The sequence below is a fragment of the Streptomyces sp. NPDC059718 genome, assembly GCF_042733315.1.
Classification (GTDB): domain Bacteria; phylum Actinomycetota; class Actinomycetes; order Streptomycetales; family Streptomycetaceae; genus Actinacidiphila.
In genome coordinates this window covers 161353-175436 of record NZ_JBHWGA010000011.1, presented here as the reverse complement: position 1 = coordinate 175436, position 14084 = coordinate 161353, and the positions used below count along the sequence as shown (strand labels likewise).

At 71.2% G+C, this 14084-nt stretch carries 11 protein-coding genes and 1 pseudogene; 10 read left to right on the top strand and 2 right to left on the bottom strand.

What is annotated here, in order from left to right; translation table 11 throughout:
• Positions 1-94 precede the first annotated feature (94 nt).
• The 4 genes from ACFV3E_RS15440 to ACFV3E_RS15425 all read left to right on the top strand — a co-directional run bounded on the left by ACFV3E_RS15440 (position 95) and on the right by ACFV3E_RS15425 (position 4054).
• Positions 95-580 carry a peroxiredoxin gene (locus tag ACFV3E_RS15440; protein ID WP_500535144.1) on the top strand — a complete coding sequence of 162 codons (486 nt, stop codon included), beginning with the start codon at positions 95-97 and terminating at the stop codon, positions 578-580.
• Between the two features lie 246 nt (positions 581-826).
• Positions 827-1855 carry an L-threonine 3-dehydrogenase gene (tdh, locus tag ACFV3E_RS15435; protein ID WP_500535143.1) on the top strand — a complete coding sequence of 343 codons (1029 nt, stop codon included), beginning with the start codon at positions 827-829 and terminating at the stop codon, positions 1853-1855.
• A 62-nt stretch (positions 1856-1917) separates the two neighbouring features.
• Positions 1918-3111, top strand: a complete 1194-nt coding sequence (locus tag ACFV3E_RS15430; RefSeq protein ID WP_500535142.1) for a glycine C-acetyltransferase — start codon at positions 1918-1920, stop codon at positions 3109-3111.
• Positions 3112-3115: 4 nt separating this feature from the next.
• Positions 3116-4054: a LysR family transcriptional regulator gene (locus ACFV3E_RS15425; protein WP_500535141.1), complete on the top strand. Its 939-nt coding sequence runs from the start codon at positions 3116-3118 to the stop codon at positions 4052-4054.
• Between the two features lie 573 nt (positions 4055-4627).
• Here ACFV3E_RS15425 and ACFV3E_RS15420 read toward each other — a convergent pair.
• Positions 4628-5893 (bottom strand): IS701 family transposase, encoded by a 1266-nt coding sequence (locus tag ACFV3E_RS15420; protein ID WP_500535140.1) that lies wholly within the window; start codon positions 5891-5893, stop codon positions 4628-4630.
• An 88-nt stretch (positions 5894-5981) separates the two neighbouring features.
• Here ACFV3E_RS15420 and ACFV3E_RS15415 point away from each other — a divergent pair, with 88 nt between their 5' ends.
• On the top strand, positions 5982-7190 hold the full coding sequence (locus tag ACFV3E_RS15415) for an RNA-guided endonuclease InsQ/TnpB family protein (protein ID WP_500535139.1): 1209 nt from the start codon (positions 5982-5984) through the stop codon (positions 7188-7190).
• A gap of 29 nt (positions 7191-7219) precedes the next feature.
• Positions 7220-7492, top strand: a pseudogene (locus ACFV3E_RS15410) (guanyl-specific ribonuclease); the annotation flags it as partial.
• Positions 7493-7561: 69 nt separating this feature from the next.
• Here ACFV3E_RS15410 and ACFV3E_RS15405 read toward each other — a convergent pair.
• Positions 7562-8383 (bottom strand): HAD family hydrolase, encoded by an 822-nt coding sequence (locus ACFV3E_RS15405; RefSeq protein ID WP_500535138.1) that lies wholly within the window; start codon positions 8381-8383, stop codon positions 7562-7564.
• 442 nt (positions 8384-8825) lie between these two features.
• Between ACFV3E_RS15405 and ACFV3E_RS15400 the strand changes: the two genes are divergently transcribed.
• From ACFV3E_RS15400 to ACFV3E_RS15385, 4 genes are read left to right on the top strand one after another with little or no spacing between them, the layout of a single operon-like run.
• Complete coding sequence (locus ACFV3E_RS15400; protein ID WP_499514752.1) at positions 8826-10118, top strand: ABC transporter substrate-binding protein; 1293 nt, start codon at positions 8826-8828, stop codon at positions 10116-10118.
• Positions 10119-10120: 2 nt separating this feature from the next.
• Positions 10121-11017: a carbohydrate ABC transporter permease gene (locus tag ACFV3E_RS15395; protein ID WP_500372617.1), complete on the top strand. Its 897-nt coding sequence runs from the start codon at positions 10121-10123 to the stop codon at positions 11015-11017.
• The gene (locus ACFV3E_RS15390; RefSeq protein WP_500535137.1) at positions 11017-11940 is read left to right on the top strand and encodes a carbohydrate ABC transporter permease; all 924 of its coding nucleotides are present in this window, start codon (positions 11017-11019) and stop codon (positions 11938-11940) included. The genes ACFV3E_RS15395 and ACFV3E_RS15390 overlap by 1 nt, the downstream gene beginning before the upstream one ends.
• A complete protein-coding gene (locus tag ACFV3E_RS15385; RefSeq protein ID WP_500535136.1) occupies positions 11937-14048 on the top strand; it encodes an alpha-galactosidase in 2112 nt (703 codons plus the stop codon). The genes ACFV3E_RS15390 and ACFV3E_RS15385 overlap by 4 nt, the downstream gene beginning before the upstream one ends.
• Positions 14049-14084 lie beyond the last annotated feature (36 nt).

Below are 14084 nucleotides of genomic sequence, written 5' to 3'. Positions count from 1 at the left end.
GTAGCGGACGGCACCGCGTAGCGTCCCGGCAAGAAAGAACGTTCTGTATCGTCGTCCCGACGACCCGAGCCCGCCCCCGCGAGAGGACCCCGCCATGCCCGTACCCGAGACCGGCACCCCCGCCCCCGACTTCACGCTCCCGGGAGTCCTGCTCACCGGATCGGGCGACGCCGAGCGCGGCGAGTACTCCCTGTCCGCGCACCGCGGCGCCCCCGTCGTGCTCGCCTTCTACCCCGGGGACGACTCGGCGGTGTGCACCAAGCAGCTCTGCTCCTACACCTCCGACCTGGACCGCTTCCGCGACCTCGGGGCGACGGTGTGGGGCGTCAACTTCAGCGACCTCGACAGCCACGAGCACTTCGCCCGCAAGCGCGACCTGCGCTTCCCGCTGCTCGCCGACACCGAGCGCACGGTGGCGAAGGCCTACGGCATCACCATGCCCGGCCTCGGCCTGAAGCGCTCGGTCTTCATCGTGGACGCGGAGGGCATCGTGCGCTGGAAGCACGTCGCCCGCATCGGGCTGACCTTCCAGGACACCGACACCATCACCGCGCAGCTGGCCGCGCTCGCCCCGCGCTGAGCCGCGGCGACGCCGGGCCGGAGCGGCCCGCGCCACCCTTCCGGCCGAGCGTGAAGCTGCGCTGTTGCCGAGCTTAAGAAAAGATCGATGGACTGAACGCTCGAAGCCGGGCAGATTGCTGTGTGCCCGGCGCATCGCGCGAGCCGGCGCCGATAGGCGCCGCCGCTCCGCCCGGGCTCCCTCGTGCCCGGTCCGCGTCCCCCCGCGCGGGCCGGGCCACATCGTCTGCCGGCAGGAGTCGCAAGAGTGAAGGCACTGGTGAAGGAGAAGGCCGAGCCCGGCCTGTGGCTGCGGGACGTCCCGGAGCCGGAGATCGGTCCCGGGGACGTCCTCATCAAGGTGCTGCGGACCGGCATCTGCGGCACCGACCTGCACATCCGTGCCTGGGACGGCTGGGCCCAGCAGGCCGTGGGCACCCCCCTGGTGCTCGGCCACGAGTTCGTCGGCGAGGTCGCCGCCGTGGGCTCCGGCGTCGACGAGATCAAGCCCGGTGACCGCGTCAGCGGCGAGGGCCACCTCGTCTGCGGCAAGTGCCGCAACTGCCTGGCCGGCCGCCGCCACCTGTGCCGCAACACGATCGGCCTCGGAGTCGGCCGGGACGGCGCCTTCGCCGAGTACGTCGCGCTGCCCGCGTCGAACGTGTGGGTGCACCGGGTGCCCGTCGACCTCGACATCGCCGCGATCTTCGACCCCTTCGGCAACGCCGTCCACACCGCGCTGTCCTTCCCCCTGGTCGGCGAGGACGTGCTGATCACCGGGGCCGGCCCGATCGGCATCATGGCCGCCGCCGTCGCCAAGCACGCCGGCGCGCGCAACGTCGTCATCACCGACGTCAGCGAGTACCGCCTGGAGCTCGCCCGCAAGGTCGGCGTCAGCCTCGCCCTCAACGTCGCCGAGACCACCATCGCCGACGGCCAGCGCGAGCTCGGCCTGCGTGAGGGCTTCGACATCGGCCTGGAGATGTCCGGCCGCCCCGAGGCCATGCGCGACATGATCGGCAACATGACGAACGGCGGCCGCATCGCGATGCTCGGCCTGCCCGCGGAGGACTTCTCCGTCGACTTCGCCAAGATCGTCACGTCGATGCTCACCATCAAGGGCATCTACGGCCGCGAGATGTTCGAGACCTGGTACGCCATGTCCGTGCTGCTGGAGGGCGGCCTCGACATCGCCCCCGTGGTCACCGGCCGCTACTCCTACCGCGACTTCGACGCCGCCTTCGACGACGCCGCGAGCGGCCGTTGCGGCAAGGTCGTCCTCGACTGGACCGCCTGACCCCTCCCGGCCCCCGAGGCACGGCCCACCGCACCACCCGCAGCTTCCCAGGGAGAACCCCGATGTTCGACTCCGTCCGCGACGACCTGCGCGGCACCCTCGACGAGATCCGCGAGGCCGGGCTCTTCAAGCCCGAGCGCGTGATCGGCACCCCGCAGAGCGCCTCCGTCTCCGTCACCGCCGGCGGCGTCCCCGGCGACGTCCTCAACTTCTGCGCCAACAACTACCTCGGGCTCGCCGACCACCCCGAGGTCACCGCCGCCGCCAAGGAGGCCCTGGACCGCTGGGGCTACGGCATGGCGTCCGTCCGCTTCATCTGCGGCACCCAGGAGGTCCACAAGGCGCTCGAGGCCCGGCTGTCCGCCTTCCTCGGCACCGAGGACACGATCCTCTACAGCTCCTGCTTCGACGCCAACGGCGGCGTCTTCGAGACCCTCCTCGACGAGAACGACGCCGTCATCTCCGACGCGCTCAACCACGCCAGCATCATCGACGGCATCCGGCTGTCCAAGGCCCGCCGCCTGCGCTACGCCAACCGCGACATGGCCGAGCTGGAGGCCCGCCTCAAGGAGGCGTCCGACGCCCGCCGCCGCCTCATCGTCACCGACGGCGTCTTCTCGATGGACGGCTACATCGCGCCGCTGGACGAGATCTGCGACCTCGCCGACCGCTACGACGCGATGGTCATGGTCGACGACTCCCACGCCGTCGGCTTCACCGGCCCCGGTGGCCGCGGCACCCACGCCCTGCACGGCGTGATGGACCGGGTCGACATCATCACCGGCACCCTCGGCAAGGCCCTCGGCGGCGCCTCCGGCGGCTACGTCGCGGCCCGCGCGGAGATCGTCGCGCTGCTGCGCCAGCGCTCGCGCCCGTACCTGTTCTCCAACTCCCTCGCGCCCGTCATCGCCGCGGCCTCCCTCAAGGTCCTGGACCTGATCGAGGACTCCGAGGACCTGCGCACCCGCCTCGCGGAGAACACCGCCCTCTTCCGCTCCCGCATGACCGAGGCCGGCTTCGAGATCCTGCCCGGCGAGCACCCCATCGCCCCGGTCATGATCGGCGACGCCTCGGAGGCGGGCCGCATGGCGGAGCTGCTCCTGGAGCGCGGCGTCTACGTCATCGGCTTCTCGTACCCCGTCGTGCCGCACGGCAAGGCCCGCATCCGGGTCCAGCTGTCGGCCGCCCACTCCACCGCGGACGTCGACAAGGTGGTGGACGCATTCATCGCCGCGCGCGCGGCCCTGGCAGGATGAATGGGTGATTGACGCACGACGGCTGCGGACCCTGCGGGCCGTGGCGGACCACCGTACGGTGACCGCCGCGGCCGCCGCGCTGTACCTGACCCCCTCCGCGGTCTCCCAGCAGCTCGCCGCCCTGGAGAACGAGACCGGCCACCGGCTGCTGGAACGCGGCGGCCGCGGCGTCCAGCTCACCCCCGTCGGCGAGATCCTGCTCGCCCACGCCAACACGGTCCTCGCCCAGCTCGAACGCGCCGAGGCCGAGCTGGCCGCCTACACCTCCGGCGCCGCCGGCCAGGTGACCGTGGCCTCCTTCGCGACCGGCATCGCGCTCGTGCTCGCCCCAGCCATCGCCGCGCTCGGCGGCACCGCCCCGGGCATCCGGGTCCGCGTCCGGGACGCCGAGGGCGACGAGTCGCTTCCCATGGTGCTCGACGGCCGCGCCGAGATCGCCGTCGCCGTCGAGTACCGCGGCGCCCCGCGCGCCGACGACCAGCGGCTCTCCCGCGTCCCCCTGTACGCCGAGCCCTTCGACGCGGTCCTCCCGGCCGGCCACCCCCTCGCCGACGCAGGGACCGGCACCGTGCGCGTCGCCGGCCTCGCCGACGAGACCTGGATCGGCCCCTACCCGGGCAACCCCTGCCACGACGTGGTCGTCCTCGCCTGCGAGTACGCCGGTTTCCAGCCCCGCCTCGAGCACTCCTCCGACGACTTCCGCGCCGTCGTCGCCCTCGCCGCCGCGGGCGCGGGCGTGGCCCTCATCCCGCGCAGCGCCCTGCGCGACATGGACCTGTCCGGCGTCGCCGTCCGCGCCGTCGACGACGTCGTCGCCACCCGCCGCGTCTTCGCCGCCGTCCGCCGCGGCGCCGAGGACCACCCCCTGCTCCGCCCGGTCCTCGACGCCCTGCGCGACGCGGCCGAGGGCGCGGGCGACGCCGACGGCACGGCGCGGTCCTGATGTCCCTCAGCGCCGGTCCGATTTTGTGTTCGCCGACAGGAACCGCGCCCAGGAAAACCGCGAATTCAGTGTTCAGCACCGCTTTTTGACGAAATTCCGGAGAAGGTCCTCTGCCATCACGTGATTGACCTTCTTCGCCATCTCCAGCGGCGTATGCCCGGCCGGGTCGGCGAACGTGGGGCCAGCCCCGCAGGCCAGGAGAATGGCGGTCGCGACGCAGGTCAACCGCTCACCGGACTGAATCGCGGACTCGCCCTCGAGGCGGATCGCGTGGGCCGCAGGGATTGGCCCGGGCACACCTCGTCGGAATCCGTGCCGTCGGGCGGGCAGCCGCGACAATTCCCCGTGGGCGCCGAGTCCGACGGCCGGGTGCGCCGGTGTTTCGTCAGGACACCCAGAGACGTGGTTACCGAGGACGCGTGACGGTCTGTACAAATGTTCTCATCGATACCCGTGAGCTAGTAGTGCTTGGTCAGGTCGGTATTGGGGTGGGTATGTCGCGGTGGCAGGTGGGGCAGGCGCCGGTCCAGGTCGCGAGGAGGATCTGCAGGTCACGGACGACCTGGTAGAGGCTCAGGCCGGCGCCGCGTCTTTTGGGGCCTGGGCCAGTCGTTGCAGGGTGCAGAAGGCATGGGCGATGGAAACGAGGGTGACGTGGTGGTGCCAGCCGTTCCAGGTCCGGCCCTCGAAGTGGGCCAGGCCCAGCGCCTGCTTCATCTCCCGGTAGTCGTGCTCGATGCGCCAGCGAAGCTTGGCAAGACGCACGAGCGTGGTCAGCGCGGTGGTCTCGGGCAGGTCGGACAGCCAGAACTGGACCGGCTCCTTCTCACCCGCGGGCCACTCGGCCAGCAACCAGCATGCCGGCAGCTCGACGCCGTCGGTGGCCTGCCGGATCTCACGCCCGGCAGGCCGGACCCGCAAGACCACAAACCTCGAGTAGATCCGCTTGACCCCTGAGCGGCCGGTGCCAGGCCGAGATCCCTCGCGCCACTGCACCGGCCGTGCCGCGCCACGTCCAGCTGCGATGACCAGTTCCTTCACTGAGCGGGCAGGCTCTGGATATTTCGGCACCGGCGGCCGGCCGGTCCCGCAGTACGACCCGGCGACCGGTGCCGCATCGCCGGGCTGGGCCGACAGCGTGCTGGAGATCCCCACCACGTAGTTCATGCCCCGCGCGTTCAGACCCAGCCGGAAGGCCGCCGCATCGCCGTATCCGGCGTCCGCGATCGCCAGCGGCACATCGATCCCCCACGAGCGGGTCTCATCGGCCATGTCCAAAGCCAGCTGCCACTTCTCGACATGACCGACGTCCTTCGGGATCGCGCAGGCGGAGCGGCGTGCGACCTTGTCCGGGTCGGCCTTCGGCGAGGCCGGATCCCAGCCCTCGGGCAGGAACAGGCGCCAGTTCACGGCCGCCGAGGCATGGTCACGGGCCAGATGGAGCGAGACACCCACCTGGCAGTTGGTGACCTTGCCCGCGGTTCCGGTGTACTGCCGTGACACACACGCCGAGGCGTTGCCGTCCTTCAGGAACCCGGTGTCGTCGAAGACCAGCACGGTGGGCCGGATCACCGATTCCATCTTCCACGCCAGACGGGCCCGCAGATGCGCCGGATCCCACGGACTGGTGGTGATGAAGTGAGCCAGCGCCTGCCGGTTACCGTCATCTCCCAGCCGGGCTGCCATCGGCTCGATCGACTTGCGCCGGACGTCGGTCATCAGACCACGCAGATACACCTGCCCCCACCGGCGCTGATCCTTGCGCGCGAACGGCTCGAACACCTCGGCCGCGAACGCTTCCAACTCATCTCGCACCGCGGCAACTTCTTCCGGACTCACACCCCTTCCAACGCACCACCAACCCACAAAGACACGCACAGAATCAACCGACCTGACCAAGCACTACTAGCTAAGTAGCATGATCCGCGTGCAGCTCCGGTACAGCTTCCGCTTGTACCCGGGCGCTGGTCAGCGTGCGGCGTTGGCGCGGGCGTTCGGGTGTGCGCGGGTGGTCTACAACGACGCCTTGCGGGCTCGGGAGACCGCCGGTAGCGAGGGCCTGCCGTTCCCGAAGTTTGGCGACCTGTCGAAGGCGCTGATCACCGAGGCAAAGAACACCCCGGAACGGGCCTGGCTCGGCGAGGTCTCGGTGGTCGTCCTTCAGCAGTCGCTGCGCGACCTGGACACCGCGTACCGGAACTTCTTCGACGGTTTGAACGGCAAGCGCCCGCGCATGGGCGCACCCCGGTACAAGTCCCGCAAGGACACCCGGCAAGCCGTCCGGTTCACCGCGAACGCCCGCTGGTCCATCACTACCGGTGGCAGACTGCGCCTGCCAAAGATCGGCGACCTCAAGGTGAAGTGGTCCCGTTCCCTGCCGTCGCTGCCGTCCTCGGTGACGGTGGTCAAGGACTCGGCGGGCCGGTACTTCGCGAGCTTCGTCGTCGAGACCGGCCCCGGGGAAATGCTGCCGCAGACGACACATGAGATCGGGATCGATCTGGGGATCGGGCACTTCGCGGTCCTGTCCGACGGGACGAAGGTCGACAGTCCGCGTTTCCTGCGCCGGGCGGAGAAGCGACTGAAGAGGGCGCAGCGGGCTCTTTCCCGTAAGGAGAAGGGCAGCAGGCGCCGGGACAAGGCCAGGATCCGTGTCGCGCGGGCACATGCCCGCGTGGCGGACGCGCGCCGCGAGTTCCATCACCAGCTTTCCACGAGGCTGATCCGCGAGAACCAAGCGGTCGCCGTGGAGGACCTGGCGGTGAAGGGGCTCGCTCGCACGCGCCTGGCCAAGTCCGTGCACGATGCCGGTTGGTCGGCGTTCGTGGCGATGCTGGAGTACAAGGCCGCCCGGTACGGGCGCACCTTCGTCCGGATCGGCCGCTTCGAGCCGACCTCGCAGGTGTGCTCGCAGTGCGGGGTCAAGGACGGCCCCAAGCCCCTGCACGTGCGGGTGTGGACGTGCTCGGCGTGCGGGGCCGTCCTTGACCGGGACATCAACGCGGCGGTCAACGTCGCCAAGGCGGCCGGACTGGCCGTGACAGCCCGTGGAGCGCAGGTAAGACCGGGACTCGTCCCGGCACCGCGCAGCGAAGCGGGAATCCACCCGATACCGCAGCCTTCAACGGCACGGTAGGCGGGGATCTCCCCCCTCAGGGGAGAGGATGTCAATCCGACCTGCCGTCCCAGGTCAACACCACGCTCCGGCTGATCGAACAGGGCGGCCCGTTCCCGTACCCGCAGGACGGGACGGTCTTCCAGAACCGCGTGGGCGTGCTGCCCGCCCACGCGAACGGCTACTACCACGAGTACACGGTCAAGACGCCCGGTTCCTCGACCCGCGGCGCCCGGCGGATCGTCACCGGCCAGGGTGCCGACGAGGACTACTACACGAGCGACCACTATGTGACGTTCGACCTGATCGACCACGGCTGCTGACGCGGCCCCAGCCCAACGTCCCCCGGGGCGGCGCCCGGTCGGTCCCACCGGGCGCCGCCCTTCGGTGCGTCAGCGTTCCCGTGCCCCTGTCCCGTAGAGCCGCTCCAGGACGCGGGCGACGCCGTCGTCCTCGTTGGAGGCCGTGCGGTGGGCGACCGAGGCGAGCACGGCCGGGTGCGCGTTGGCGACGGCGCAGCCCGTGCCCGCCCAGGTCAGGACGGGCAGGTCGTTGGGCATGTCGCCGAAGGCGATGACCTCCTCGGCGGCGATGCCGCGGGACGCGCACAGGGCCGCGAGGGCGGCCGCCTTGGTGACGCCCCGGGCGCTGACCTCCAGCAGCCCGTGGCCGCCGGAGTGGGTGAACTGGGCCCGGCCGCCCGCCGCGTGCTCCGCGACGGCGAGCAGGGCGTCCGCGTCGAGCGCGGGTGACCAGGCGAGCAGCTTCACGACCGGGCCGGGGGTCGCCCACAGCTCCGCGAGCGAGGTCACGGGGACCTCGGCGCCCGCGTCCTCGGGCAGGTGGTGCCCGTATCCCGGGGCCCAGTGCAGCCGGTGGCCCGTCTCGACGGCGAAGCCGACGCCGGGCGCCGCGTCCCGCAGGGCGGCGGCCACCCGTCGTGCGACGGGGACGGGGAGCGGGGTGGACCCCGTGACGGCGCGGCTGCCGATGTCGTACACGATCGCGCCGTTGGCGCACACCGCGGTCCCGGTGAGGCCGGTGGCGGCGGCGAGCGCGTCGAGGTAGCGGGGCGGCCGGGCGGTCACGAGGACGACCTCCGCGCCCGCGCCGGCCGTGCCGCGCAGGGCGTCCAGCGTGCGGGCGGAAAGCGTGCCGTCGTTCCGCAGGAGCGTGCCGTCGAGATCGGTGGCGACCAGGCGGGGGCGGGGCATCGCCGCATCCTACGGATCCCGGTGCCGCGACGCTGTCCAGGTCACCGGAAGATCGCGTTTTTAAGTTAATTAGCAATTAATATTGACAGGCTTCTGGGGCCCGGTCACAGTTTCCGCCGTGGCACCGGCGCCCGGCACGTCGCCCTCCGTGGGGTGGACGGCCGCGTCCGTCAGGCCGCGCTCCGAGCCCTGTGCGCGACCCATCCGCTGCGTCTCGCAGCGCATCGCTCCACCCCGTTCCACCTGCGTCAACCGATGCCATCCGGCATCAACGGGGGTGCCCCCGGGCCTTGTTCGGCCGAGGGTGCACCCGTCCCGGAAATAAATTACTAATTAATCTTGACGGGACGCTGACCCCTGCGACAGGCTGTGCCTGCCGCACCCAGAGCCGGGCCGTCAGGGGGCCTCAGCTCCGTTCCGTGGGCACTAAGGGAGTTCACAGATGACCGCCTTCAACGCCAGCCGCCGCCGGTTCCTCGCCGTGTCCGGCGCCGTCGGCGCCGGCGCGCTGCTCAGCAGCTGCGTCACCCAGAGCCCGTCCGCCTCCGGAGGAAAGTCCGGCGGCCCGGTGACCCTGCAGTCCAACCTCTCCTCCCCGCAGGCGAAGACCTCGATGCAGCAGCTCGTGGCCGCCTTCAACAAGCGCGGCGGCGCCGAGGCGGAGCTCAACACCGTCGCGTCGGAGACCTTCCGCACGCAGCTGCCGACGTACCTCACCTCGGCCACCCCGCCGGACATCTACACCTGGTACCCGGGCTCCGTCGCCGAGTCGTACGCCAAGAAGGACCTGCTCCTCGACCTGGACGACATCTGGGGCAAGCCCGAGCTGTCCGGCTACACCGACGCCCTGAAGAAACTGTGCACCTCGGCCTCCAGCGGCAAGAAGGTCTTCGTGCCCACCAGCTACTACTGGTGGGGCATGTTCTACCGGAAGTCCAACTTCGCCAAGTGGGGCGTCCAGGAGCCGAAGAACTGGGACGAGTTCCTCGACCTGTGCGACAAGCTCAAGAGCAAGGGCGTCGCCCCGATCGGCCTCGGCGCCGGCGGCGACACCCCGTGGGTCGCCTCGGCCTGGTTCGACTACCTCAACATCCGCGTCAACGGTGCCACGTACCACCGCGAACTGCTCGCGGGCCAGCACCGCTTCGACGACCCCGAGGTCCGCAAGGTCTTCGACACGTGGGACCAGGCCCGGCCGTTCTTCGACCCCAACGGCACGGCGATACCGTTCCAGGACGCCACCACCGCCCTCCTCCAGGGCCGTACCGGCATGATGCTCATCGGCACCTTCTTCGCCGACGCCGCGCCGAAGGACGCCCTGGGCGACATCGACTTCTTCCAGTTCCCCATCATCGACCCCAAGGTGCCGGTCGCCGAGGAGGCGCCCACCGACGGCTACTTCGCCAGCGCCCGCAGCAAGCGCGCCGACGGTGTCAAGGAGCTGCTGAGCTACCTGGCGACCGCCGAGGCGCAGGAGCTCTACCTCAAGAACTCCTCCGGCACCGCGCTGCCCACCCACCCGGACGCCAAGGACGCCGGCACCCCGCTGGTGGTCAAGGGCCGCAAGCTCATCGAGAGCGCCGCCGACGTGACGCAGTTCTTCAACCGGGATTCCAGCGACGCGCTCCAGCCGACCGCCGACACGGCGCTGGTGCACTACCTGGCCAAGCCCAAGGAGATCGGCTCCATCCTCACCACGTGGCAGCGCAGCGCACAGAAGATCTGGAGCCAGTGACGATGGCGCTGATCGGCTCCACACGACGGTCCAGGGCCACCCGGGTGCCCCCGGTGGTCCTGGCCTTCGTCCTCATCCCGCTGCTCGCCGAGGCCTTCTGGGTCTTCTGGCCGGCCCTCCAGGGCTTCTACCTCTCCCTGACGTCGTGGGACGGCCTGGGAGCCCCGAAGTTCGTGGGCCTCGGCAACTTCAGCGAGATGCTGCACGACGAGGTCTTCCGCACCGCGGCGATCAACACGGTGCTGTGGCTTCTGCTCTTCGGCGGGCTGTCGGCCGGCCTTGGGCTCGGTGCCGCGCTGCTGCTCCAGCAGGAGCGGCGCGGCATCGGGTTCTACCGGGCGGCGCTCTTCCTGCCGGTGGTCTTCTCGCTGGTCGCGACCGCCCTGGTGTGGCAGGCCATGTACCAGCCGGACGGCCTGATCAACAACGTGCTGGAGGCCGTCGGCCTCGGCAGCTGGAAGCACGCCTGGCTGGCCGACCAGGACACCGCCTTCTACGCGGTCATCGTGCCCGCGTTGTGGCGCCAGGTCGGCTACGTGATGGTGCTGTACCTGGCCGGCCTCAAGGGCATCGACCCCGCGCTGTACGAGGCGGCCAAGGTCGACGGCGCCACCCCCCTGCAGCAGTTCCGGCACATCACGCTGCCGCAGCTGCGCAGCGTCAACGCCGTCGTCCTGTCGGTCATCGTGATCGACTCGCTGCGCTCGTTCGACGTGGTGTGGGCGCTCACCCGCGGCGGTCCGTACCACTCCTCCGAACTGCTGAGCACCTACATGTACTCCACCGCGTTCCAGTCCCTGCGCCTGGGATACGGCTCCGCGCTCGCCGTGGTCATCTTCGTGCTGGCCTTCGGCGTCATCGCGAGCTACCTCGTGCGCGCCTTCCGGGAGGCCGACTGATGACCGCCACCCACGCCTCCTCGCGCGTCGAGGACCCGGCCGGCCGTGACGGCGGGACCGCCGAGGTCCCGGCCGCGGCGCCGCGCAGGCCCGCGGTGCGCGGCCGCGTCCTGCGCACCACCGGCTTCCACCTCACCGCGGGTCTGCTGTCCGCGCTGTGGCTGCTGCCGATCGCCCTCGTCCTGGTCACCAGCACCCGGACCTTCGACGACATCGCCGCGCACGGCGTCGGCAGCTGGCCGCACTCCTTCACCTTCGACAGCTTCCGTCAGGCGTGGGTGGACGGCGGCCAGCAGCGCGCGCTCATCAACAGCATGCTGGTCACCATCCCCACCGTGGCGCTCTCGCTCGGCCTCGCCTCCATGGCGGCCTTCGCGCTCAGCCGCTACGACCTGCCCTTCCGGCGCGTCCTGCTGCTGCTCATGCTCGGCGGCAACCTGCTGCCCCCGCAGATCCTGCTGATCCCCGTATCCAAGCTCAGCGAAGTGCTCGGCATCTACGACCAGCTGTACGCCCTGATCGGGGTGCAGGTCGGCTTCGGCGTCGGCTTCTACGTCTTCGTGCTGCACGGCTTCATGCGGTCGATCCCCGGCGAGATCCAGCAGGCCGCCGTCATCGACGGCGCGGGACCCTGGCAGATCTACTGGCGGATCATCCTGCCGCTGGCCCGGCCGGCACTGGCCGCACTGACCGCCCTGTCGTTCACCTGGATCTTCAACGACCTGCTGTGGGCCATCACGGTGCTGCGCACCGACAGCCAGATGCCCATCACCGCGTCCCTCATCGGTCTGCAGGGCCAGTACGTCTCCATGTGGAACGTCATCGCGGCCGGTTCGGTGATCGCCGCCGCCCCGACGGTGGCCGTCTTCCTCCGCTTCCAGCGCCACTTCGTGGCGGGACTCAACCTCGGAGCCGTCAAGTGACCACGCACGACCGGTGGCTGCTGCGCACCGACACCACCACCTACGCCGTCACCCTGGGCGGCGACGGCCGCTGGGCCGAACTCGCCGCCTGGGGGCCGCACGGCGCCGAGGACGGCCCGTCGCCCATGGACTGGTCGCGCCGCACCCACTTCATCACCCCCGCCGACGCCGCCCCGGCCGAGTACATCCCGTACGGGCTGCGGCCGTTCACCGGGGCCGACCTGGTCGCCTCCCGCCCCGGCGGCGACCGCGGGAGCTGGTGGCGGTTCGACGGCGCCACGCAGGACGGCGACCGGGCCCTGCGCCTGGACTTCGCCGACGACCTCCTCGGGCTGCGCACCACGCTGTGCTACGAGACGGTGCCCGGCACCGACGTCGTCCTGCGCTGGACGGAGCTGACCTGCACCGGCGAGGACGAGCTGCGGCTGGAGCGCTTCGACTCCGCCGCCGTCAACGTGCCCGTCCAGGGCGGCGCGCGGCTGACCTACCTGGCCGGTCAGTGGTCCCAGGAGTTCCAGCTCAAGGAGGTGGAACTGGACCGCGGACGCTTCGAGATGGAGAGCACCCAGGGCTCCGCCGGGCACGCGTACCACCCGTGGCTCGCCGTCCAGGACGCCGCCGCCCCGGCCGAGGGCGCCACCCCCACCTACGGCATCGCCCTGGAGTGGTCCGGCAACTGGCGGATCACCGCCGACGCCGAGCCCGGCGGCGCGGTGCGCGTCCGGGCCGGCCGGGTGCCCCACGAGGGCGCGGTCCGCCTCGCCCCCGGCGCCACCCTCGTCACGCCCCGGCTGGCCTGCGCGTTCAGCCCGGACGGGCTCGACGGCCTGGCCCGCGTCTGGCACCGCTACGAGCGGCACCTGACCGGCGAGCGCATCGACCGGCCCCGCAAGGTCCTCTACAACTCGTGGGAGGCCACCGGCTTCGACGTCGACGCCGGGAACCAGCTGGAGCTCGCCAAGGTCGCCGCCGAACTCGGCGCCGAACTCTTCGTCGTCGACGACGGCTGGTTCACCGGACGGCCGGACGACACCGGCGGCCTCGGCGACTGGGACCCCGACCCGGCCGAATTCCCCGGCGGATTCGACCGGTTCGTCGAGGACGTGCGCGCCCTCGGCCTGGACTTCGGCCTGTGGGTCGAACCCGAGGGCATCAGCCCCCGCTCCACGCTCTACGCCGAGCACCCCGAGTGGGTGTACCGGATCGACGGCCGGCCCGCGACGCTCGTGCGCAACCAGCTGCTGCTCGACCTCGGCCGCGAGGACGTCCAGGAATTCGTCATCGGCACCCTGGACCGGTTGCTCGGCTCCCACGCCATCAGCTATCTCAAGTGGGACATGAACCGTCCGCCCACCGAGCGCGGCCGCCCCGGCCACCCGGCGGGCGCCGACCCCGAGCGCCAGGACCTCGACGCCGCGCACGTCGCCGGCTACCTCCGCGTCCTGGACCACCTGCGCGCCGCCCACCCGCACGTCACCGTCGAGGGCTGCGCGGGCGGCGGCGGCCGCGTCGAGCACGCCACCATCGCCCGCACCGACGTGGTGTGGCCCAGCGACAACACCGCGCCCATGGACCGGCTGCGCATCCAGTACGGCTACCTCCACGCGCACGCCCCGCACACCATGAGCTCCTGGGTCACCGACGCCCCCGGCGTCTTCGACCCGCGGCCCCGCTCGCTGGCCTTCCGTTTCGTCAACTCCATGGCGGGCGTGCTCGGCATCGGCGCCGACATCCGCCACTGGACGCCGGAACAGCGGGCCGAGGCCACGCGGTGGATCGCCCGCTACAAGGAGGTCCGCGACGTCGTCCACCACGGCGAGGTCCACCTGCTGGGCGGCCCCGCCGACCCGACCTGCGGCATCCAGTACGAGGAACCGGGCGGCGACCGCCTGGTGGTGACGGCCTGGAACACCGGCTCCCTCGACGGGGCGCCCCTGGTGCCCGGCCGGGCCGCCCGGCTCCGCCTGCGCGGTCTGCGAGCGGACGCCGTCTACACCGACACCGCCACCGGCACCCGCTACAGCGGCGCCCATCTGACCCATTCGGGCCTGCCGTTCGCGTGGACGGCGGAGTACGACGCGGAACTCGTCGTCCTGGCCCGGCAGTGACGACACGGCGAGAATCAGCACACCAGCGATGAAACA

What these genes read in the sequence shown, in the direction of transcription:
- ACFV3E_RS15395 (WP_500372617.1), top strand. Translation starts at nt 10,121, where the DNA reads ATGGCGCTGATCGGCTCCACACGACGGTCCAGGGCCACCCGGGTGCCC.
- ACFV3E_RS15400 (WP_499514752.1), top strand. Translation starts at nt 8,826, where the DNA reads ATGACCGCCTTCAACGCCAGCCGCCGCCGGTTCCTCGCCGTGTCCGGC.
- ACFV3E_RS15405 (WP_500535138.1), bottom strand. Translation starts at nt 8,383, where the DNA reads ATGCCCCGCCCCCGCCTGGTCGCCACCGATCTCGACGGCACGCTCCTG.
- ACFV3E_RS15440 (WP_500535144.1), top strand. Translation starts at nt 95, where the DNA reads ATGCCCGTACCCGAGACCGGCACCCCCGCCCCCGACTTCACGCTCCCG.
- ACFV3E_RS15430 (WP_500535142.1), top strand. Translation starts at nt 1,918, where the DNA reads ATGTTCGACTCCGTCCGCGACGACCTGCGCGGCACCCTCGACGAGATC.
- ACFV3E_RS15390 (WP_500535137.1), top strand. Translation starts at nt 11,017, where the DNA reads ATGACCGCCACCCACGCCTCCTCGCGCGTCGAGGACCCGGCCGGCCGT.